A 20,171-nucleotide genomic window follows, 5' to 3' on the forward strand; every position below is an offset into this window, starting at 1 on the left:
TAACCAGTGATTATGAGTTTTTATCGATTATATATAATACGACTGAAAAGAAAAAAGTGCAGACTGCCTTTAAGCAGTCTTCTGTGCTGCCATCAGGACATGCTGCATGAGTATGGAAATGGTCATAGGACCAACTCCGCCCGGAACCGGGGTTACCAGAGCAGCTTTCTTGATGACGTTCTCAAAGTCAACGTCCCCGTAGACCTTACCGTTCTCTTCGGAGATACCAACATCAAAGATCACAGCGCCTTCTTTCACCATGTCTTCCTTGATGAGATGCTTCACACCTGTGGCAACCACAAGGATATCTGCTTCTTTAGTGAACTTTGAGGTGTCCTCGGTGAACACATGGCAGACCGAAACGGTGGCATTCCTGTTCACAAGCATTGCAGCCATTGGCTTTCCGACCACATTGCTGTGACCCACGATAACCGCATGTTTGCCCTGTATGTCAATGTCGTATTCCTCAAGTGCACGGATGACACCCTTTGGAGTGCATGGCACAAGTTCCTCGATACCAATGAGAAGCTGTCCCATGTTGAATGGGTGGAAACCATCCGCATCCTTTGCAGGATCGATGGCGTTCATTGCTTCCTGCTCATTGAGTTGGGCTGGAAGTGGCAGCTGCAGGAGAATACCATGGATATCCTCTCTTGCATTCAATGTGCTGATAAGGTCAAGGAGTTCTTCCTGGGTCGTGGACTCAGGAAGGGGGTGGTCCTCTGCATAAATGCCTACACGGTCACAAGCTTTGTGTTTTAACCTCACGTACATCTTTGATGCAGGGTCATCGCCTACAAGAATGGTAGCCAGTCCGGGAGTTATGCCTTTTTCACTTTTGAGCTCTTCGACTCCGGCCTTAACCTCAGCTTCCACTTTCTTTGCAACAGCTCTTCCATCAATGATCTTGTTCTGGTCCTCGTCAGACATTGCAGTTCACCTTCTTATTACGTTTATTTCAAGTGCTCGTATATCGGGAAGCGGCTGCAGAGTTCCTGTACATCTGCATTGACTGCTTCAAGGACCTTGTCGTCATCCTTGTTGTTGAGGATGGTCTCGAAGAAATCAGCGATCTCGATCATCTCAGCTTCCTTCATTCCACGGGTTGTTGAAGCAGGGGTTCCTGCCCTCAGTCCGCTGGTGATGAATGGACCTCTGGTCTCGAATGGAATTGTATTCTTGTTGATGACAATACCTGCCTTGCTCATAACGACCTCTGCATCCTTTCCGGTAATGTCGTACTTGTTGAGGTTGAGGAGCATCAGGTGGTTGTCGGTTCCTTCGGAGACGATATCAAAGCCTCTCTCCTGGAGTGCTGCACAGAGTGCCTTTGCGTTCTTTACGGTCTGTTCCTGATCCTGCTTGAAAGCCTCGCCCTGTGCTTCCTTGAATGCAACTGCCTTTGCAGCGATGATGTGCATGAGTGGACCGCCCTGGATTCCCGGGAAGACGGACTTGTCGATTCCCTTTGCGTACTCTTCCTTGCACATTACCATTCCACCCCTTGGACCGCGGAGGGTCTTGTGTGTGGTTGTGGTCACGAAGTCAGCGTATGGGAATGGGTTTGGATGAACACCGGCAGCTACGAGACCTGCGATGTGTGCAATATCTGCAAGCAGGTATGCTCCGACCTCGTCTGCAATATCCCTGAATGCCTTGAAATCGATGATCCTGGAGTATGCGGAAGCACCCACAACGATCATCTGTGGCTTCTCTTCCTTTGCCATCTCCATAAGTGCCTCGTAGTCAAGCGCCTCGGTCTCTTTTGAAACACCGTATGGGACGATGTCGTAGAGCTGGCCGGAGAAACTTACAGGACTTCCGTGGGAGAGGTGACCACCGTGGGAAAGGTCCATTGACATGATCTTGTCGCCTGGCTTGAGCACGGAGAAGTAGACGGACATGTTTGCGCCTGAACCGGAGTGTGGCTGGACGTTAACGTGTTCTGCACCGAAGATCTCCTTTGCCCTCTCGATGGCAAGGTTCTCTGCAATATCAACGAATTCACAGCCGCCATAGTAGCGCTTTCCGGAGTAACCTTCTGCGTACTTGTTGGTCATGATGGAGCCCTGTGCTTCCATGACAGCACGGCTGGTGAAGTTCTCTGAAGCAATAAGGTTCAGCTTGAAATCCTGACGCTCTGCTTCCAATTCCAATGCATTGGCAATTTCTGGGTCGATATCTGAAATGTAAGACATGATTTATCGTTCCTTTGATAGCTATCGTTTTAATTGATCAATTGATTATGAAATAGATACTTTCCTTCCGTCGACCTTCAACCTGTCCTCAACGAACAGCTTCACGGCCTCAGGATAGATCTTGTGTTCCTGCTCCAGAATGCGGTCTGCAAGCGTGTCCTCGGTATCTTCTTCGAGGACGGGAACAGATCTCTGGAGGATAATAGGTCCGGTATCCATGCCCTCATCGACAAAATGCACTGTGCAGCCGGCGACCTTGACACCGTAATCAAATGCCTGCTTCTGTGCATGAAGTCCCATGAAGGATGGCAGAAGTGCGGGATGGATGTTCATTATTCGGTTCCTGTAAGCCTCAATTAAGTCACTGCCAATGATACGCATGTATCCTGCAAGGACAACAAGTTCCGTATCATATTTTTCAAGCGTCTTAAGGACCTCTTTCTCATACCCCTTCTTACCGCCAAAGGCTGAAGGGTCTATGAACACACCATCGATACCGTGATCGTTAGCTCTCTCAAGTGCGTATGCATCTCCCTTGTCACTGACAACCACTTTGATGGCAGCATCCGGAATATAGCCATTTTCGATGTTATCAATGATGGACTGCAGGTTCGAACCGCGTCCAGAGACAAGAACTGCAATATTGAGAGTCATTGCTCACCCATACGAGATTGCTATATATTAGAGTTTTGGACTTATATAGCCAAAAAATCCGGGATAACGAATAATCAAAAATAATTATTCAAAGACAAAGCCTGAAAAACAAAAGGTCAAACTATCAGTTTTCCCTTCTATGCCTTGCCCTTTCATTGATAAGTGTCTCAAGATCGTCCGCATCGGACAATGTGTTCAACTCTTCCCGCTCTATAAGTACAGTGTTCTCCACAGATTCATACCTGCTCTTACCTTCGATAATGAAGATAGACTGCGTTCTGATGACATCGGAGATACTGCTCATCAGGTGGGCACGCTTGAGCATTGCACTGCTGTATTCACTAACCCCTGTAAGGAAAGTGCTGGAATAATCCTTGGATACCGCTTTGAATGGGGCCTGGTTCGTTGAAAGGACATCATAGCCAAGCGTATAGATCAGGTTCAGGATATTATCGTTGGGAGGAGTTGTCCTGTCCGGCTCTTCCTCTTTGGCGTTCTTGCCATCCATCTCTTTCTCGAAGGTTCGCAGGATATCAATGGATTTTGCCAGAGCGACATCCAGGATCTCCTCAAGATGCAACACGATGTCGATGGAAGCATCCATCTGCCCTTCTTCATATTTACTGATGGTACGCCGGGACACACCAAGCTCGGAAGCAAGAGCTCCCAGTGACATAGATATCTCCGTTCTTGCATCCTTCAGTACGTCACCATCTATGGATACATAGAGTCCTCCGGGTGCTGCTGACACAAGCGGAGGGACATTCTCTACAAAATAATCAAAAAGTGTCTGGACGTTGACCGCAGGTATATCATACCTCATATACACTACGCTGTCCTCAAGCATCTGGTCACGTGTCTTTGCACCAACCAGTATCGGATAACCACCAAGATACTCCGCCAGGGCTATCATCTCCCGGGCAGTTTCTTCGTTCAGACCGTCAATGTTGTATAAGACCTTACAGAATAGGAGCGTATTATCCTGACGTGCAGCGATATCGAAACTCCGAGGTCTGATATTACATCGGTTCGACACAGTGAAACCGGCAAGCTCCAATACGTCAATGATCTGATGTATCAGAATATCCTTAGTCATGACGATAAATGATTGATTGCACATCTATATAAACCTATTTGTTAGTATATAAACGAACACGGGCCAGAAGAACATGATCATAGCCATAGATGATACAGATTCCAGGGAAGGAATGTGCACAACATACCTTTGTGCAGCATTGATGGATGAGCTGAAAGAGTACGGGACCGTCATAGGCAGCCCCATACTCATACGCCTCAATCCTACAATACCCTTCAAGACCCGGGGAAATGCATCTACGGCCTTTGAGATCAAAACCGACGAACCGAAAAAGGTCATGGAACATGTGATATCAAGGGTTGAGGAACTTGCAGAGCTCCAGAGCGAGATGACAAACCCGGGTATCGTGTTCATCCCTGACAATGATCAGGAAAGGGTAAAGGAAACCCTCCTGAACTTCTTCCTGAAAGCCGTACGTGAAGTACTGGAAATTGAGGATGCTAAGAACCTTATCGCAGAACTAGACCTGCCATCGAAGGGACTGAAGAATGGGAGAGGTCTTATCGGCGCACTGGCTGCATGTGGAGCCATGCTCAACCCTGGCTGGGACCACACTTACGAGTACCTCGCATACAGGGAAAGGAACGCCTGGGGAAGTCCCAGGGAAGTCGATGAGGAAAGTGTAAGGAAAGCAGATCTTGAAACCTATCCGGACACATGGGATACCGTGGATTGTGCCAACGACCTCGTTGTCTGCGTCCCACATGCAGGGGACCCTGTGCTATTCGGCATCCGCGGGAACAGCGTTGATGTGGTCACCGAAACCTCACAGATGATCGAATCCGAACCTGTGGAACGCTACATGGTCTACCGAACAGACCAGGGAACCGACCTTCACCTGATACCTGCAGAAAAGATCGCGGATATCAGGGACATGCACTCCTACACCATCGAAGTGACAGTTGCAACCGAACCGGAGACCATCAGGGGAGGGCATACCATATTCTCCATCAGGGACGATCACGGAGATGAGATGGACTGTGCTGCCTATGAGCCGACCAAGAACTTCAGGGAGATTGTCCGCAAGTTCATCCCCGGTGACAGGGTCGTATTTTCAGGCAGTGTGAAGAACAGTACGCTGAACATCGAAAAAATGAAGATAATATCCCTTGAGGAAAAATATGAATCCGTTAATCCCACATGCCAGGAATGTGGCAAAAGGATGAAGTCCGCAGGCAAGGGGCAGGGTTATCGCTGCAAGAAATGTGGGACCTCCGCTGCTTCAGCTGAACTTGTGGAGGTTGAGAGGGATCTTAAGACGGGAACCTACGAGGTCCCACCCTGTGCACGCAGGCATCTTGCAATGCCCCTTGTGCGCTGTCTGGATAAGAAAGAAGACAAAGAAGGAGACGGGAAGATATTCCCGTCAAGATGATCTTTCGTTATTTCATTATTGCAATTTTCAGTCTTCCCGAAGCTCATCAAGATCAGCTATGGGAGGAGTTGTCCTTTTGTGCATGTTAGCTCGAAGGCGTCTCAGCAGTGAAGTGATGTCCTCCATGGGAACACCGGTCCTTGCACTGACACGCTCATGCCCTTCACCTGCAAGTATGGGTTCAAGCACCTTGTCGATGTTCTCGTATGTGACACCAAGGTCTGCCTCATCAGTCTGGCCTTCCCACAGTCCTGCAGAAGGTGCCTTGTTGAGGATACTTTCAGGAAGCCCAAGCATCTGTGACATTTCCCTCACCTCGGTCTTGTAAAGGTCACCGATAGGCTCAAGGTCAACACCACCATCGCCGTATTTTGTGAAGTAACCAAGAAGGATCTCCGTCTTGTTGCCGGTTCCCATCACAACCCTGCCAAGCATATTGGCATAGTAATAAAGAACGGACATCCTTATCCTTGCTTTCAGGTTCCCGTCTACAGGAGCTGTGGTCTCTTCGATGTCAGGCATCGTATCCTTGTAAGTACCAAGGATGTCTGAGATATTAACGATCTTGAAGTCGATACCCAAGCTCTTTGCAACCTCCTTTGCATCATTTATCTCAGATTCAGGGGTTGCATCTTCGGGCATGTGGATACCCATTACATTCTCAGCACCCAGTGCTTCAACTGTAAGGTATGCCACAAGTGCTGAATCGATCCCGCCGCTGATCCCCACAACGGCTCCCGGGATCCCTGCCTCGCCAAGCTTTATACTGATAAAATCCACAATAATGTCCTTCGCTTTTTCCATGTCCATGATATCAAGTTCCGTTTGATGATGTGATAGGAGTACTATTATGAACAGCTCCATATTTAGATTTCATGTTCAGATACATCGCATATGACATAACCTTTAATACAGTGGTCAGAGAAATAATTCCAAATATATATTGTAGGTGCTATAATGAATCTGATGCGATCCGAGATATTGGGACTTGACAAGATCCTTAAAGGTGGATTCCCTCGACCTTCTGCCATATTGATAGCGGGTCCTGCGGGTACCGGAAAGACCACAATTGCAATGCAGTCGATCTTCACCGCTTCCGAAAAGAAGGAAGTGTGCATGTATGTCACATCCCTTAACGAGCCTATTGCAATGGTCAACAACTTCATGTCAAAGCTCAGTTTTTACAATATCTCCCTGCTGTCCACAGGCAACATGAACTACATACCTATCGGCACCGAAACACTTGACAAAGGCATCTATTCGTTCATGTGGAACCTGGAGGAATCCATCGAGAAGATAAAGCCGGACAGGATCGTCATTGACCCGATAACTGCTATTGGCAGTACTCTTGACAAGGAAGCAAAACGCAGGTTCTACTACGACCTGTTCCTTCGCATGAAAAAATGGGATGCACTTGTGATCGCAACCGGGGAGTTCACAAAAGAGGAGCTCCTGACAAGTGACCTGAGCCATGTTTCTGACGGCGTCATCTACCTTTCCGATGACGAGGTCAACAAACGCCGGGTACGCCACCTTGAGATCCTTAAACTGAGAGGTCAGGGATACAGTACCGGCAAGCATCCATTTACAATAACAGACGAGGGTATGATCCTCCACAGGCAGGAACTGCCTGAACCGGACATACCATATTCCACCAATCGTGTTCCAACAGGTGTTTCCGGGCTTGACACCATGACAGAGGGAGGAGTATTCGAAGGTTCAACAACGCTCATCTCCGGCAGTAGTGGTACCGGCAAGACTACCATCGGAACCCAGTTCATAGCAGAAGGAGCAAACTCCGGTGAAAAAGGACTCATCGTTTCCTTTGTGGAATCCGATGATCAGACGGTCAACAATTCAAAGTCCATCGGACATGATATCAGCGAGCATATCTCAGCAGGACTTGTCAATGTAATCTACACTAACCCGTCATACCTGGAAGCTGGAGAACATGCCATCAAACTTCGCAACATGATCAAGGAAATGGATATCAAGCGTGTTTTTGTGGACGACGTCCATGTGTTCAATGAACTGATGACACCTTATGATGCAAAGGACCATGTCAAACTCCTTGCAGAGATCTTCAAGTCCAACGGCATAACCTCAATGTTCGCACAGGGAGCAGATTCCAGGGGAGCAATGCAGGATGTCAATGACTACGGAATGGATGCATCTGTCCTGCTTTCCCTGAGAGAAAGGGAAGACCAGACAGAAAAGACGATCTCCGTGCTCAAGATCCGTGGAAGCGCACACGACACAGGAATAAGGCAGTTCGAAATAAGGGATTCCGGTGTTGACATCATATTGCCTTCCTCCCGCTGACAGGGAGGATGGATAGCTATAAGCCTGATGAGAAATATCAAAATATGAACACAGGCCCGGACTAAGAAAATATGACATTCTATATTACAGACTCCGCAGTTTTTATTTATGGCTATGACGGCGATCCATCTCGATTTATAACAGTACCAACTGTCAGGAACGAGATGAAGAGCCAGGAAGCCGTCATGCGCTTTGAGATCGCCTGCGAGACGGGAACACGGGTAGAACAACCCGATCCTGACATCAGGAAAAAGGTAGTTTCCCTTTCCAAAGAGACGCGGGATGTTGAAGAGCTTTCGGATACGGATATCGATATCCTGGCAAAGGCATACGAATACAAGGATGAATCGATCCTGCTCACCGATGATTATGCCGTCCAGAACGTTGCTTCGGTCCTTGGTATTAAGTTTCAGCCCATTGCCCAGAAGAAGATAAAGGACGTTCTCGTATGGGGAAAGAAGTGCACTGCATGCCGGCGTAAGTTCGATAAAGGAGACGAATGCCCTGTTTGCGGATCACCACTGAAGAAGGTCAGGAGAAGAAAACTATAACCGTAGATATGACCTATAACAACTTGAAAGAAAGAGTAAAGAATATTTTTAATTGATATTTAAGCTGGGATAATATGAACAATATAGAAGAAATGATCCAGAAAGCAGTTGAACTACAGGCTAACGGTCTTGTCACAGGTCAGATAGCAAACGAGCTCAACGTATCCCGGGAAACCGTAACATGGCTTTTGACACGTTCAAAGAAGGACGTCGTTCCACCTGCACCAAAGGACATATCAGTTAACTGGAGCAGTATCGGACAGAATTCTTTCAGGCTCAAGTGCGTATCACAGGCACTCTGTGACATGGTTGCAGAATCACTGGAAACTACAGATGAGACAGCAGAGGTAGTCATAGGTATCGGGCTTAGCGGAATACCGATAGCCACAATAATGGCAGAGGAGCTTGATCTTGATTTTTCTATTTTCCACGACTATGATGACAAGAAAGAGAAAAGCCGCCAGAGAGGTATCTTCAGCAGGAACTTCGCTGATGTAAGGGGAAAGAACTGCATCATAGTGGATGATGTGGTCTCATCAGGTGCCACTATCACAGATGTGGTCGAACAGCTCCGTGATGTGGATGCAAACCCTGTTGCAATAGCTGTAATTCTTGACAAGATGAACACGGATTCCATCGCCAATGTGCCAATGAGCTCACTGGTGCGCATCACACGTGTGGACTGAAAGGGGAAATCCCCTTTTAAGTCTTAAGATCACTTTTCTATTTTGAGTTATTTTAAAAATAGCTGATCGGGAGAGGACTTACTCCACTCCCACAGAACCGACCTTCTCCACCAGTTTGGAGAGGACGTCAGTACGTTTTCCTTCTACGAACTTGATGCTTCCCACCACAAGGTGTCCGCCACCGTTCACACCGCCACCTACGATCTCCTCATGAAGTTCGCGAACCATCTGCGGGATGTTCATAAGAACGCCCTTTGAGCGGATAACAGCGAAGTCGGGTCCGTAGCCGATGGTTACCACCGGTTTGCCTTCAAGCTTCTGGCACATGCGATCATGTACTTCACCTGAGGTCTTGCCAGGTGCAGGGAATGTGAACTTGTGTGCAAAGTTCTCAACATCCAGCACGTTCAGGACAGCGCCGTTTGGCAGGTCCTGGGATTTTACATTAGGCATGCATGCGGTCAGCTGCTCATCGATCATGGAATTTGCCTGCTCGCACAGCAGTTTCACGATATTCTTATGCCTGGTCTTATCGCCAAGGTCCATGATGTCATCAACAATTCCTTTGCCACTGCTGAACTTAAGCCAGTATGCTTCAAAGTCAAGAGCAAGGGCAATGTCCTTGAGATCCTGAAGTGAATATTTGTCAGAGACCATCTGTTTGTAGACCTCTGCCTCTTCTGCCTCGGAGCGGTCACCCACTGCAGCAATTGCTGGCAGGTGTTTGATCTCTTCTGTCACATCAGGATTGATCATACGTGCAACCTCGGTTGCAAGCATTCCCGCAGTCATTCCGAAATCCCCGCCAACGTGTGCAGGGTTCACATGCCCAAGCAGGTACTGGTCAACGATCTCATCCGGATGATGGTGGTCCACAACTACCATGTCTATACCATAGACCTGGGCCTGTCTCATGGACGGAACATCCTCTTCTGTGGAACCATTGTCCACCATGACGACCAGTGGCAGTTTCTGTCCGTGCCTGGCAGCATCCTCAAGTGCATAGGAAATGTCCTTGGTGACATCTGGCATCTCATAGAATGGTGCTTTGGATGGTGCACGCTTGTAATAATGATATTCTGCATCAGCGCCGTTTATCTCTGTTATCATCGGGAGGATCGCCCTCTCAATGGCAACTGCTGCGGTCATTCCGTCCGCATCGGCATGATGACGAAGCAGGATCGGCTTTGATTTCATGATGGCCTTTCTGATCTCCCTGGCCACCTGACGCATTGCAGGCCTGAGCTTTTCAAGGATCTCGCTCTCTACCAGGAATTCGATCTCTGCAGGTTCAGCCCTTTTGTCAAGGATCTCATCGATCCTCTTTTTGACAGCCGCTTCTTTTTCACCAGAGAGACGTTTCATGCTCTTGACCTCTACCTGAAGCCTGTCAGCACGTGCTGTCACTTCGCCTGTGGCGGTTACTATCATGTCAGCATCGATCTCCGGATAGGCACGTTCTCCTGCACGCTCAAATGCAGCACATGAGATGAGGCCCTCCTCATCTGATATTGTAAATATGGTAGGACCACCGGTCTGCTTGACCTGTATGACCTCTCCCTCGACCTTGATAAGTTTACCAATGAACTTGTCGAGCTCTATAGATTTCCTGATAGGAATGGACTTTTCCACTTCAACGATGTTGAACTCCTTTACATGCCTTGGGATCAGGTCCATCTTTCCATCGCGTCGTACTTCCTTAACCTCGACGATTACAGGATCTCCCGGTTCAAGGGGAGTGCTGATATTGCTTGAATGTATGAGTCCGCGAAGGTTGGAGTTCATATCTACGAAAACACCAAAATTCGCAATGTTGTTAACTTTGGCCTGGTACAGCTTACCGACCTCAAGCTCATCCTGGTTGCAGGAATCATCCAGCACATGAACGATATCCACCTTACCACATGTACTGCAGGCCTCTTTGCCGTTGATCGGGCCGTCGATGGGCTTGCCGCATACATCACATTTATAGAAGGCACCGGTACCGTTGCACTTCTCACATGATCTTCTTACTTCAACTTCCCCGCTTCCGCCGCATTTCGGACAAACGGAACCATCTTTCAAAAAGCTTCCCACATCCTTTTGTGAAAGGCTCATAAGGTTGACAGACTTTGATTTTCCTGTACCTTTGCATTCAGAACATTTTTCCGTGGAGATGACTTCATATCCCTTGCCTCCACATTCATTGCACTCTTCTCTCATTGTATCAAGTCTTAATTGTTTATGTTAGATTTATGTCTTTGCTTGTACGAAGATTGCCACAAGCAATAGTTTTTTATTAGAACTTCTTCCATATAAAATGGGGGAGGTTTCATGATAGAACAATATATAATACCTATAGTTGTAATCGGAGTTATCATCTTGTCTCAGGCACTCAAGATGGTAAAAGAATACGAAAGAGTTGTTATTTTCAGATTGGGTCGACTTAGTGGAGTAAAAGGACCAGGACTTTTCCTTATAATCCCTATTATCGATACAGTGATGAAAGTAGATCTGCGAGTTATAACTATCGATGTCCCGAAACAGGCAGTTATAACAAGAGACAATGTTACTGTTGCGGTAGATGCTGTTATTTATTATAAGGTGCTCAAACCTGCTGATGCAATTACAGAAGTCGAGAACTTCAAGTATGCAACTGCTATGCTTTCCCAGACAACCCTCAGGGATGTCATCGGACAGATCGAACTTGATGAGCTCCTTTCCGAACGTGAGACCATCAACAAGGATATCCAGGAATTGCTTGATGTTTCCACAGATCCATGGGGTATCAAGGTCACAGGTGTCACCCTTCGGGATGTAAGCATTGATGAGACCATGCTTCGTGCAATTGCAAAGCAGGCAGAGGCAGAAAGGGAAAAGCGTTCACGCATAATTCTTGCAGAAGGTGAATTCATGGCTGCACAAAAAATGAAAGATGCTGCACAGCTCTACCAGGACATACCTGTAGCTCTCAAACTGAGGGAACTGCAGACCATTGCCGAAGTTGCGCGTGAAAAGAACCTCATAGTAGTAACAAGTTCATCGGATATCGGAGAGATTGCTGCACTTAGCACCGCATTCGCTAAGAAATAAAACCTTAAGAAGGTGATCAAATGTTGAAAAGAACATCACCTCTTATCCCTTTTCTTTTTTTGGCATTGGCATTACTCCTGAGCCCTGCCTGTGCTTCTGCGGAAGACAAGGTCCTGGTACTGGAACTGGATGATGCGATAACGCCGGTTTCCGATGACATTGTGGTCGATGCACTTTTGATAGCACAGCAGGAAGAATATGAAGCCCTTGTCATAACCCTCAACACCCCTGGAGGCGGTGTCGATGAAACCCTCAGGATCATTGAAGCCATAGATCAGTCAGAGGTCCCGGTTATCGGATACGTCTACCCCGGCGGGACAAAAGCGTGGTCAGCAGGAACACTGATCCTCCTTGGGACCGATGTTGCTGCAATGGCACCCTTTACAGTTATTGGTTCTGCCCAGCCGGTCACAGTTTCCACAGGAGGTGTCGAGCCTGTTGAGGATGACAAAATAGTGAATGCCCTTGTGGCACTTGCAAAGGAGAAGGCGAACCAGCACGGGCGTAATGAGACCGCTGCTGAGAAATTCATCACGGAGAACCTCAATCTCAATGCCGAGGAAGCACTGGAAGCAGAAGTGATCGAATACGTGGCTACCGATGTTGAAGACCTCCTCGAGCAGGTGGACGGGCAGACCATAAAGGAAAAGCAACTGAACACCAGCGGCGCTACCATTGATACATATGCTCCAAACCTCAGACTGAGCTTTATGGATATAATCTCAGATCCCATTATCTCTTCACTGTTGATAATGCTGGGAATATACGGCATCGTCATAGGCATCTCGAACCCAGGAGCAGGTGCTGAGATCTTTGGTGTGGTATCTATCTCTCTGGGACTTGTTGGAATGGGCTTTGATGTAAATATCGCGGCAATATTCCTGATACTGCTGGGGGTGGTGCTGTTCGTTCTCGAACTGCAGGCGCCGGGAGTTGGCATATTCGGAATAGCCGGATTTGTATGCCTGATAGTAGGAAGCATCTTCCTGGTGCCAATGGACTTCCCGCGCTGGTACACTCCTGCAGACGTCCAGCAGACAATGATCATTGCCATAGTTACACCTACAATAGTCATGGGACTGCTGTTCGTATTTGTGTTTTACAAAGTGCTTGAGGTCAGGCATCGCAAACCGACCATCGGCGAAGAGCCCACAGGTGACCTTGCGGAGGCTATCGATAAGATCGATGCCGGTTCGGAAGGATTTGTAAGATACAGAGGAGAATACTGGAAAGCAAGATCAGAAGACGACCTTGAAGAAGGTGACAGTGTATTGATCACCGACAAAAAAGGGCCACTCCTCTTTGTGAAAAAAGAGGAAGAAGAAAAAGAAGAAGAATGAGCAAAAGGAAAAAAGATATCTGGTCGAGGAAGTGAGAGATCACTTCCCTTTTATCATTTCTATAACTTTTCTTTTCTTATCGATCGCTTCATTTGCAGCGTTATCGATGGCGTTCTTCATCTCATCGAAATCCCTTGGCTCCTCATCCCCGATCATCTTCTTGATAGGAGTGTAAGCCGATTCCCTGAAGCGGGGGGTGAAATCACACATCTCACCGTCGATCATGATCTCTGCACCGGTGCCTTCCACAACCTCTCCGATTATATCGATCTCAACACCTGCATCCCTGACGGTCTTCATAATGTCGTCTGCATATTCCCTTGGAGCGATGACGAGCAATGCATCAAGTGATACACCAAGATAGTCGATCTCCAGCTTTTCCAGCATATCGAGAACTTTCGGATTGACAAGCGGACGCATCTTTTCCTCATCGAAGACGAGCTTGACACCTGCAGTCCTTGAGATCTCCTTTGCATCGCCGCGAATACCTCCATTGGTCACATCGGTCATGGCATGCACATGCTTTGTCAGGCCGGATGCGATCAGGGCCTCGCACGCTTCCAGGAACTTGATGTTTATGGTCTCATCCACCACATCGTGCATCTCGTAGTAGAGAGCTGCAGTGGAAACAGTACCGCCACCTGCACCCTCGCTCATGAGGATTACATCGCCAACCTGCGTCTGCACACGGGCAGTGAGGTCTGTGGCTGTACCTACCGCACCGACACCACCGGTCATGCGTTCTCCGATGTCCATATCGCCACCGATACGCAGGGTGCTGCCAGTGACAAGAGGGATTCCGGTAAGCTCTGAGACTGTAGTAATTCCTGCAATGTGGTCGAAGATCTTTGCGACATCTCCGTCATCGGCAACATGGATATCTGAAAGCAATGCCACAGGACGGGAGCCCATCACGTACACATCACGCAGGGATGCACGGGCCACGTGGAAACCTGCAAGGAAAGGAAAATCGCTAAGACGGGAATGAATCCCATCAATTGTGATAATTATGTAGCCGTCCCCGCTCTCGTTCAGTATAGCACCTGAATCGTCAAGATGGGATGTGTCGACAGCTGCTGTTGTCTTGCCGATGACCTCTGCGATCTTCTCATGAGCATAGAAGTCGCCCAGTCCGCGGGAACCCACACCGAACTCGCCCATGCTCACACCGGAGACAGTGGACTTGAGAACGTCACCCTCGACATTCAGTGTTGCCTTTGCCTCCACAATAGCTGCTTTTGCAAGGGAACGGGCATGTTTGGGTGTTGTGTTCTTTATCTCAAGTATGCGTTCTGTCAGTTTGTCCTCAAGTTCAGGATCATTCCTCTGAATTCCTTTTCTTGCATAGCCTTCTATATCCATTAAGATCACTCCGGGGTATCAGCACATATCGACAAAGTTCCTGAGCATCTTCAGGCCGATATCACCACTTTTTTCAGGATGGAACTGTGTTCCGATGACGTTGCCCTGTGAGTTGACAACCGATGCTGCGAACTTCACACCATAGTCACATGAAGCAAGGGTGTGTGAATCGTCAGTATCCACATAATATGAATGTACGAAATAAACGAACGCACCATCTTCTATGTCCTTATAGAACGGATGGTCCTGCTCGATGGTAAGCCTGTTCCATCCCATGTGCGGAACCTTCAGATCGCTGTGCGGGAAGCGTTCAACTTTACCGGGAACCAGGTCAAGTCCGTCTGTGAACCCGCCTTCTACTGAATGGCTCATGAGCATCTGCTGCCCAAGGCAAATTCCAAGTACAGGTTTTCCGGACTCCACGTAACTGTGTATTGAATCAAGGAAAGGAACAATGTTCTTCATTGCATCGGAAAAGGCACCCACGCCCGGAAGGATAACACCATCCGCACTTTCAAGGTCAGCAGGGTCCTTTGAAATGGTCACTTCTGCACCTGCGTGTTCCAGCCCCTTCTGGACACTACGGAGGTTGCCAAGCCCATAGTCAATTATCACTATCTTTTTCATGGGAAGTACAGTACGGTTTTGGTACATCAATCTAACGCGATGATTAAATACCGCAAATAATTATTAATATAATTATAAAAAATCGCGATATTTATATCTCATTTTTACCTTTGAATCCCCGCCTGAAAAGGCAAAGGTACAATAGGTGATATGAATGAAAAACGCGAGAAGAATCTTTAATGATGAAAGGGCGATAGAGCTACCCATCAACATCGTGGTGATGCTGGTTGTCGGAATGGTCGCACTGGCAGCACTCATCGCGATAATCCCGCCACCCACAAAGAACATGGCCGTTAATATCGATGAAGCAGGCCTTCAGGGAACTGCCCTGAGTGCAGGAAACACTATTGTGGTGGATGCGGTAACCGCACAGAACCCGCTGACAGTCGTGGTCAGGATCACTGCAACCGACCCTGACGGAAATCCTGTCCGTAACGCGAACGCTGTTCTGCGAGGTCTTGGTGGAGTGGCAAGCAATACCACTGACATCAACGGTGAAACCACGCTGATCACCACCGCTGCACAGGTGGAAATGGGTGCCAACCAGAACGAAGGTACAATGGACCTTACGATCGCAGCCGATGGTTTCTACGATTACGAGAAGAAAGATGCAGTGATGGTCATCAAGACAAAGTGATCTCACTTTCCTTTTTTAATATGCCAAAATAGAGCATTGTTCTGGACGAAAAGGCAGCCATAGGACTGCCTATTCGCATGGTCGTCCTGACAATAATAGGGATGATCGGCTTTGCGGTGATCGTGTCGGCAATCGTCAATGCACCCACTGCACCAAGGCCGATGTATGCCACTCCTGACGTGACGAGCATAACATTATCAGGCAATAACTCAAGTACCGGGCCTATCGGGATCACCGTCTCCAACTTTGACGGGGAGCCTGTGGGTGGGTGCAATGTCGTGCTGAGAGACCCTTCCGGCAACGTTGCTTCCGGAGGACTAACCGATAGCTCAGGGCAGGTGCTGATGCAGCTTAACAACATCTCGCTACCTGTGGGAAAGCATGAGGGATACGTAACCATCAAAGCAATGGCTGACGGCTATCTCGACCACGATGACGATCACTTTGTGAAGATCATCCGTCAATGAAGAATAGCCGATAGCCAGATCAAAGGAACATCAGACAGATTTCCTGTTTGCCAGATAGAACTTAAACAGGACCGCTAGAGCGAGCACTGCTCCCAGCCCCAGGGAAAAATAAGGGGACCTGAGAATATCCCACCTGCCTGCAAAGATCAGGCCTCCTGTGATAAACAGGAGGACGGCCCCTATGATTCCTGAAAGTTCCACAGGCATCTTAATAGAGCCGATGGTTATCCTATTGCGGTCCTCGATACGCATGAGCTTCTCATCCTGCTCCGCAAGTGCTGTTTCCAGCCTGTCGGACAGCTTATCGATGTCCTCACGAATTGAAACTTCTATCAGAGATCTCAGCTCTTCAACTTCTGCTTTCAGCCTGTCAATGCCCTCGATCGCAGATCGGACATCTCCTGAAACCTGCGGTTGCTGTGGCTCAAATACAGTACCTGCAACATCCTCAGCAGGCACTTCCACGGACAATCGTCTTTCCACTGCACGAAGCCTTTTCTCAAGGCTCCTGACACTCTGGTCAAAGGACTCGACCCTCCCCAGGACGTCCTCTTTTGTCGTACCCCCACTCATATAACTCACCAGCAAAGACCTTCGTAAACAATATCCTCTTTGAGATTTTCAGGATCGATCATCTTCCTGCCATCGATCACTACCTTGTTCTTCATAGCTTCAAATTCAGGACCCAGTTCCCTGAACTCATCCCATTCGGTCATGACCAGACATGCAACCGCACCCTTCAGTGCCTCTGCAGCACTATCGCAGTACTTTATGTTCTCGATCAGGCCCTTCATGTTGTCTGTTGCCATTGGGTCGTATGCAGCAACATCGGCACCGAGCTCAAGAAGTTTCCTTATGACAGGAATGGAACGTGACTCGCGGATATCATCCGTCTGGTTCTTGAAAGCAAGTCCCAGTACAGCCACTCTTTTACCCTTGACATCCACTGCGTGCTTTTCAAGAAGTTCCACCATCTGCAATGGCTGGAGCTCATTCACCTCGATCACGGATTCAAGGAGAGAAGGATAATAATCGATCTCCTTTGCCTTCCCGATAAGAGCCCTGACATCCTTGGGGAAGCAGGAGCCACCAAAACCTGCGCCTGAGTTCAGGAAATATTCGGAGATACGAAAATCCGCGCCCACGGCTTTCATTACCTCATAGGTGTCGATACCCAGGCGCTTGCAGATATTGCCGATCTCATTGGAGAACGATATCTTTGTTGCAAGGAAAGAATTGTTCACGTACTTGATCATCTCAGCAGTACGCGGTGTTGTCCTTGTAACCTCACAGTCCAGGTCCCGGTACAGCTCCGCAACAAGGGCACCTGTTCTTTCGTCAATGCTTCCAACAACGATCTTGTCAGGGTTCATGAAATCATAGACGGCCTTGCCTTCTCTCAGGAACTCAGGGTTCATTGCAACGCCGAAGTCCTTACCAGCGACCTTGCCTGAGTGCTCCTCAAGTAAAGGAAGGACTATCTCCTCGGTGGTTTCCGGAACCACTGTGCTTTTCACTACTACAATGTGGAATCCGTCCTTCTTTGCCATTGCCATACCAAGGCTCTTGCAGGCATGGCCTACGATGGACAGATCGATATTGCCATGCTCGTTGGATGGAGTTCCAACACAAATGAAGGAAACATCCGAGTTCTGCACAGCATAATCATAGTCAGATGTTGCTATGAGATTCTTTTCAGCATGCTTTTTCATCAGGTCGCCAAGGCCCTCCTCCCAGATAGGAGGAATTCCGTCATTGATCATCTGCACTTTTCTTTCATCAATATCGATACATATCACTTCATGCCCTAGCTCTGCAAAACAAGCCGCAGAAACTGAACCAACATAACCTGATCCAATAATTGATACCTTCATAAAAATCATCCCTAAGTAATAAAGTTGTGAAGGAGGTATATTATGATAATGGTCTTGCATCCATGCAGACCTTTCTCATAATCCTTCTTTCATAGGAATATATGAACAAACAAAATTAAACCTATGGTAAAAATACCAAAAAATGTATCCTTTCCCTGCATCTTCGACTTGCGGAAATATAGATTACTGTGGTCATTACCGTATCCTCTGCAAAGCATTCCAACGTATGTCCTTTCACCCTGCTCATAGGACTGCACGAAAAGTGAGCTTATGGTATTGCCAACCTGCTCCAGTATCCATCTTCGGGGAACATCCTTGTTCCACATATCGAACAGACGGGACTTCTGCGCCACGCGTATTCTTTTGAGAACACTCCAGAAAACGAAGAGATACCTTACCATCATTGTCAGGAGAAGAGTAAACTCCCTGGGAATACCAAGCCTCCTTGCAGAAACTACTAGGTCATTCATCCTCATTGTGGAAGACAAAACAATAACAGATGTCACACACACAATGAACCTTGCCATAAGCATCAGGCCAAAATCCAGCCCTTCATAGGTGATGGTCAGACCAAAGGGAAGTGACATTGGATAAACTGTGAACGTTTCGATGAAAGGCTGCCTGATAAACGGCTGGAATATCGCAAGGCCCAATCCAAATGGAATTACTGCAATGATCCTTGCCAGAACGTAAAGAAGATTCAAATTACCGATCACCATCAATAAAAGCAGGTAGCTTTCAAGGACAAGAAGCTTAGCAAAGTTCGCATCATCCATTCTTGGGAGAGATGCCACATAGAACACAATACTGATAAAGGCTATTATCTTGATACGGCCATCCAGCCTGTGAACAGGGCTGTCCTTATAGGATTCCCTTTCGATATCAGTTAGTCCTATTCCCATGGAAGTTACTCCGTTATGCCCTGTTTTCCGCTCTGATCGATTACACGGATGATCTCATCCCTTGCATCTGCAGGAGCGATCTGTATCCGGGCATCTATGCCCTCATCCTGTAAAAGTTCAAAGACCTCAGCGATCCTGGGCATACGCAGATGGGCTTTCTGTATCAGGTCATGATCCCGGAATATTTCTTTTGGAGTGCCTGTTGCCAGTATCTTGCCATGATCAATGATGCATATCCTGTCAGCAAATGTCGGAATAATATCAACATCATGTGTTGAGAGAACGACCGTCATGTTAAGTTCCCGGTTCATCCTGTCAATGATATCCATCACCTGACCGGCATTGAGCGGATCAAGTCCTGCCGTGGGTTCATCAAGGACCACTACCTCAGGACGCATTGCAAGCACACCGGCAATAGCAACAAGCTTTTTCTGTCCCCCACTCAGATGATGAGGAGCGCGACTCTCAAATCCTTTCAGATTCACAAGCTCAAGTGCAGTTTCGATCCTCTCTTTAACCTCATCTTCCGACAGCCCCATGTTCATAGGACCAAAGGCAATGTCTTCCTCCACAGTTGGGGAGAATATCTGGTCATCGGGGTTCTGGAAAACAATACCCACCGTCTGGCGAGCTTTGCGGATCGTCTTCTTTGATATCGTTTCCCCATTGATCATGACCTCACCTGAAGAGGGGGAAAGGATGCCATTAAGATGCTTGAAAAGGGTTGACTTGCCTGCACCATTGGCTCCAAGGATAGCGATCTTCTCACCTGAAGTAATAGACAGATCAATGTTATCGAGTGCTTTTGCATCACTGCTGGAATATTTATAAGAAAGATTCCTAAGTTCAATAATAGAGTTTTCAGGAGCCATGTTGATCTCATCTTCCACTTATCAAGTGTTAACAGTGCTAAGTGACAGGAAGAAGATATATTATTATTAATAAATTATGCCATAATCTTCACACTCTGTTTTTTGTATATAATCTAAAAATATTCAAAAATTAAAG

20 protein-coding genes are annotated in these 20,171 nt (G+C 47.6%); 8 read left to right on the forward strand and 12 right to left on the reverse strand.

All coding sequences use genetic code 11. From position 1 onward, the window contains the following. Positions 1 to 69: 69 nt before the first annotated feature. The 4 genes from WOA13_RS09780 to WOA13_RS09795 all read right to left on the reverse strand — a co-directional run bounded on the left by WOA13_RS09780 (position 70) and on the right by WOA13_RS09795 (position 3,948). The gene (locus WOA13_RS09780; RefSeq protein ID WP_342127705.1) at positions 70 to 930 is read right to left on the reverse strand and encodes a bifunctional methylenetetrahydrofolate dehydrogenase/methenyltetrahydrofolate cyclohydrolase; all 861 of its coding nucleotides are present in this window, start codon (positions 928 to 930) and stop codon (positions 70 to 72) included. A 23-nt stretch (positions 931 to 953) separates the two neighbouring features. Beyond that, on the reverse strand, positions 954 to 2,198 hold the full coding sequence (glyA, locus tag WOA13_RS09785) for a serine hydroxymethyltransferase (RefSeq protein ID WP_342127706.1): 1,245 nt from the start codon (positions 2,196 to 2,198) through the stop codon (positions 954 to 956). A gap of 45 nt (positions 2,199 to 2,243) precedes the next feature. Continuing rightward, positions 2,244 to 2,852: a phosphoribosylglycinamide formyltransferase gene (purN, locus tag WOA13_RS09790; protein ID WP_342127707.1), complete on the reverse strand. Its 609-nt coding sequence runs from the start codon at positions 2,850 to 2,852 to the stop codon at positions 2,244 to 2,246. Between the two features lie 124 nt (positions 2,853 to 2,976). After that, positions 2,977 to 3,948, reverse strand: coding sequence for a transcriptional regulator (locus WOA13_RS09795; RefSeq protein WP_342127708.1), 972 nt, complete (start codon positions 3,946 to 3,948; stop codon positions 2,977 to 2,979). A 73-nt stretch (positions 3,949 to 4,021) separates the two neighbouring features. Here WOA13_RS09795 and WOA13_RS09800 point away from each other — a divergent pair, with 73 nt between their 5' ends. Beyond that, positions 4,022 to 5,323, forward strand: a complete 1,302-nt coding sequence (locus WOA13_RS09800; protein ID WP_342127709.1) for a tRNA(Ile)(2)-agmatinylcytidine synthase — start codon at positions 4,022 to 4,024, stop codon at positions 5,321 to 5,323. Between the two features lie 27 nt (positions 5,324 to 5,350). Here the strand turns inward: WOA13_RS09800 and WOA13_RS09805 are convergent, their stop codons facing one another. Beyond that, complete coding sequence (locus WOA13_RS09805) at positions 5,351 to 6,133, reverse strand: NAD+ synthase (RefSeq protein WP_342127710.1); 783 nt, start codon at positions 6,131 to 6,133, stop codon at positions 5,351 to 5,353. Between the two features lie 147 nt (positions 6,134 to 6,280). Between WOA13_RS09805 and WOA13_RS09810 the strand changes: the two genes are divergently transcribed. The 3 genes from WOA13_RS09810 to WOA13_RS09820 all read left to right on the forward strand — a co-directional run bounded on the left by WOA13_RS09810 (position 6,281) and on the right by WOA13_RS09820 (position 8,882). Next, complete coding sequence (locus tag WOA13_RS09810) at positions 6,281 to 7,645, forward strand: ATPase domain-containing protein (RefSeq protein WP_342127711.1); 1,365 nt, start codon at positions 6,281 to 6,283, stop codon at positions 7,643 to 7,645. Positions 7,646 to 7,716: 71 nt separating this feature from the next. Beyond that, the gene (locus WOA13_RS09815; RefSeq protein WP_342127712.1) at positions 7,717 to 8,196 is read left to right on the forward strand and encodes an NOB1 family endonuclease; all 480 of its coding nucleotides are present in this window, start codon (positions 7,717 to 7,719) and stop codon (positions 8,194 to 8,196) included. Positions 8,197 to 8,270: 74 nt separating this feature from the next. Further along, positions 8,271 to 8,882 carry an orotate phosphoribosyltransferase-like protein gene (locus tag WOA13_RS09820; protein ID WP_342127713.1) on the forward strand — a complete coding sequence of 204 codons (612 nt, stop codon included), beginning with the start codon at positions 8,271 to 8,273 and terminating at the stop codon, positions 8,880 to 8,882. A gap of 78 nt (positions 8,883 to 8,960) precedes the next feature. Here WOA13_RS09820 and WOA13_RS09825 read toward each other — a convergent pair whose 3' ends face one another. Then, positions 8,961 to 11,084, reverse strand: coding sequence for a DHH family phosphoesterase (locus tag WOA13_RS09825; RefSeq protein ID WP_342127714.1), 2,124 nt, complete (start codon positions 11,082 to 11,084; stop codon positions 8,961 to 8,963). Positions 11,085 to 11,195: 111 nt separating this feature from the next. Here WOA13_RS09825 and WOA13_RS09830 point away from each other — a divergent pair, with 111 nt between their 5' ends. Continuing rightward, positions 11,196 to 11,954 (forward strand): slipin family protein, encoded by a 759-nt coding sequence (locus tag WOA13_RS09830; protein WP_342127715.1) that lies wholly within the window; start codon positions 11,196 to 11,198, stop codon positions 11,952 to 11,954. A gap of 20 nt (positions 11,955 to 11,974) precedes the next feature. Further along, complete coding sequence (locus WOA13_RS09835) at positions 11,975 to 13,294, forward strand: NfeD family protein (RefSeq protein ID WP_419095418.1); 1,320 nt, start codon at positions 11,975 to 11,977, stop codon at positions 13,292 to 13,294. A 39-nt stretch (positions 13,295 to 13,333) separates the two neighbouring features. Here the strand turns inward: WOA13_RS09835 and WOA13_RS09840 are convergent, their stop codons facing one another. Both WOA13_RS09840 and hisH read right to left on the reverse strand, forming a co-directional pair. Then, positions 13,334 to 14,656, reverse strand: coding sequence for an AIR synthase-related protein (locus WOA13_RS09840; protein ID WP_342127717.1), 1,323 nt, complete (start codon positions 14,654 to 14,656; stop codon positions 13,334 to 13,336). An 18-nt stretch (positions 14,657 to 14,674) separates the two neighbouring features. Further along, entirely contained in the window at positions 14,675 to 15,283 is a 609-nt protein-coding gene (gene hisH / locus WOA13_RS09845) for an imidazole glycerol phosphate synthase subunit HisH (protein ID WP_342127718.1), read from the reverse strand. Between the two features lie 154 nt (positions 15,284 to 15,437). On the opposite strand from hisH, the gene WOA13_RS09850 reads away from it, so the two are divergent. Continuing rightward, positions 15,438 to 15,920, forward strand: a complete 483-nt coding sequence (locus WOA13_RS09850) for a carboxypeptidase regulatory-like domain-containing protein (RefSeq protein ID WP_342127719.1) — start codon at positions 15,438 to 15,440, stop codon at positions 15,918 to 15,920. A 77-nt stretch (positions 15,921 to 15,997) separates the two neighbouring features. Continuing rightward, positions 15,998 to 16,387 (forward strand): peptidase associated/transthyretin-like domain-containing protein, encoded by a 390-nt coding sequence (locus WOA13_RS09855; RefSeq protein ID WP_342127720.1) that lies wholly within the window; start codon positions 15,998 to 16,000, stop codon positions 16,385 to 16,387. A 30-nt stretch (positions 16,388 to 16,417) separates the two neighbouring features. On the opposite strand, the gene WOA13_RS09860 is transcribed toward WOA13_RS09855, so the two are convergent. The 4 genes from WOA13_RS09860 to WOA13_RS09875 form a co-directional block, all read right to left on the reverse strand. Next, positions 16,418 to 16,960 (reverse strand): hypothetical protein, encoded by a 543-nt coding sequence (locus tag WOA13_RS09860; RefSeq protein ID WP_342127721.1) that lies wholly within the window; start codon positions 16,958 to 16,960, stop codon positions 16,418 to 16,420. A gap of 5 nt (positions 16,961 to 16,965) precedes the next feature. Continuing rightward, positions 16,966 to 18,261 carry a UDP-glucose/GDP-mannose dehydrogenase family protein gene (locus WOA13_RS09865; RefSeq protein ID WP_342127722.1) on the reverse strand — a complete coding sequence of 432 codons (1,296 nt, stop codon included), beginning with the start codon at positions 18,259 to 18,261 and terminating at the stop codon, positions 16,966 to 16,968. An 89-nt stretch (positions 18,262 to 18,350) separates the two neighbouring features. Then, on the reverse strand, positions 18,351 to 19,163 hold the full coding sequence (gene cbiQ / locus WOA13_RS09870) for a cobalt ECF transporter T component CbiQ (RefSeq protein WP_342127723.1): 813 nt from the start codon (positions 19,161 to 19,163) through the stop codon (positions 18,351 to 18,353). Between the two features lie 5 nt (positions 19,164 to 19,168). Further along, positions 19,169 to 20,035, reverse strand: coding sequence for an energy-coupling factor ABC transporter ATP-binding protein (locus WOA13_RS09875; protein ID WP_342127724.1), 867 nt, complete (start codon positions 20,033 to 20,035; stop codon positions 19,169 to 19,171). Positions 20,036 to 20,171: the final 136 nt, after the last annotated feature.

The organism is Methanococcoides sp. LMO-2 (genome assembly GCF_038432375.1).
Lineage (GTDB): Archaea > Halobacteriota > Methanosarcinia > Methanosarcinales > Methanosarcinaceae > Methanococcoides > Methanococcoides cohabitans.

Excerpts from the sequence above, each read along its gene's own strand:
- WOA13_RS09805 (WP_342127710.1), bottom strand. The coding sequence starts at position 6,133 with ATGGACATGGAAAAAGCGAAGGACATTATTGTGGATTTTATCAGTATA.
- WOA13_RS09780 (WP_342127705.1), bottom strand. The coding sequence starts at position 930 with ATGTCTGACGAGGACCAGAACAAGATCATTGATGGAAGAGCTGTTGCA.
- purN (WP_342127707.1), bottom strand. The coding sequence starts at position 2,852 with ATGACTCTCAATATTGCAGTTCTTGTCTCTGGACGCGGTTCGAACCTG.
- WOA13_RS09835 (WP_419095418.1), top strand. The coding sequence starts at position 11,975 with ATGTTGAAAAGAACATCACCTCTTATCCCTTTTCTTTTTTTGGCATTG.
- WOA13_RS09850 (WP_342127719.1), top strand. The coding sequence starts at position 15,438 with ATGAAAAACGCGAGAAGAATCTTTAATGATGAAAGGGCGATAGAGCTA.
- glyA (WP_342127706.1), bottom strand. The coding sequence starts at position 2,198 with ATGTCTTACATTTCAGATATCGACCCAGAAATTGCCAATGCATTGGAA.
- WOA13_RS09815 (WP_342127712.1), top strand. The coding sequence starts at position 7,717 with ATGACATTCTATATTACAGACTCCGCAGTTTTTATTTATGGCTATGAC.
- WOA13_RS09875 (WP_342127724.1), bottom strand. The coding sequence starts at position 20,035 with ATGGCTCCTGAAAACTCTATTATTGAACTTAGGAATCTTTCTTATAAA.
- WOA13_RS09840 (WP_342127717.1), bottom strand. The coding sequence starts at position 14,656 with ATGGATATAGAAGGCTATGCAAGAAAAGGAATTCAGAGGAATGATCCT.
- WOA13_RS09830 (WP_342127715.1), top strand. The coding sequence starts at position 11,196 with ATGATAGAACAATATATAATACCTATAGTTGTAATCGGAGTTATCATC.
- WOA13_RS09800 (WP_342127709.1), top strand. The coding sequence starts at position 4,022 with ATGATCATAGCCATAGATGATACAGATTCCAGGGAAGGAATGTGCACA.
- WOA13_RS09865 (WP_342127722.1), bottom strand. The coding sequence starts at position 18,261 with ATGAAGGTATCAATTATTGGATCAGGTTATGTTGGTTCAGTTTCTGCG.
- cbiQ (WP_342127723.1), bottom strand. The coding sequence starts at position 19,163 with ATGGGAATAGGACTAACTGATATCGAAAGGGAATCCTATAAGGACAGC.
- WOA13_RS09860 (WP_342127721.1), bottom strand. The coding sequence starts at position 16,960 with ATGAGTGGGGGTACGACAAAAGAGGACGTCCTGGGGAGGGTCGAGTCC.
- WOA13_RS09855 (WP_342127720.1), top strand. The coding sequence starts at position 15,998 with ATGGTCGTCCTGACAATAATAGGGATGATCGGCTTTGCGGTGATCGTG.
- WOA13_RS09825 (WP_342127714.1), bottom strand. The coding sequence starts at position 11,084 with ATGAGAGAAGAGTGCAATGAATGTGGAGGCAAGGGATATGAAGTCATC.
- WOA13_RS09820 (WP_342127713.1), top strand. The coding sequence starts at position 8,271 with ATGAACAATATAGAAGAAATGATCCAGAAAGCAGTTGAACTACAGGCT.
- WOA13_RS09810 (WP_342127711.1), top strand. The coding sequence starts at position 6,281 with ATGAATCTGATGCGATCCGAGATATTGGGACTTGACAAGATCCTTAAA.
- WOA13_RS09795 (WP_342127708.1), bottom strand. The coding sequence starts at position 3,948 with ATGACTAAGGATATTCTGATACATCAGATCATTGACGTATTGGAGCTT.
- hisH (WP_342127718.1), bottom strand. The coding sequence starts at position 15,283 with ATGAAAAAGATAGTGATAATTGACTATGGGCTTGGCAACCTCCGTAGT.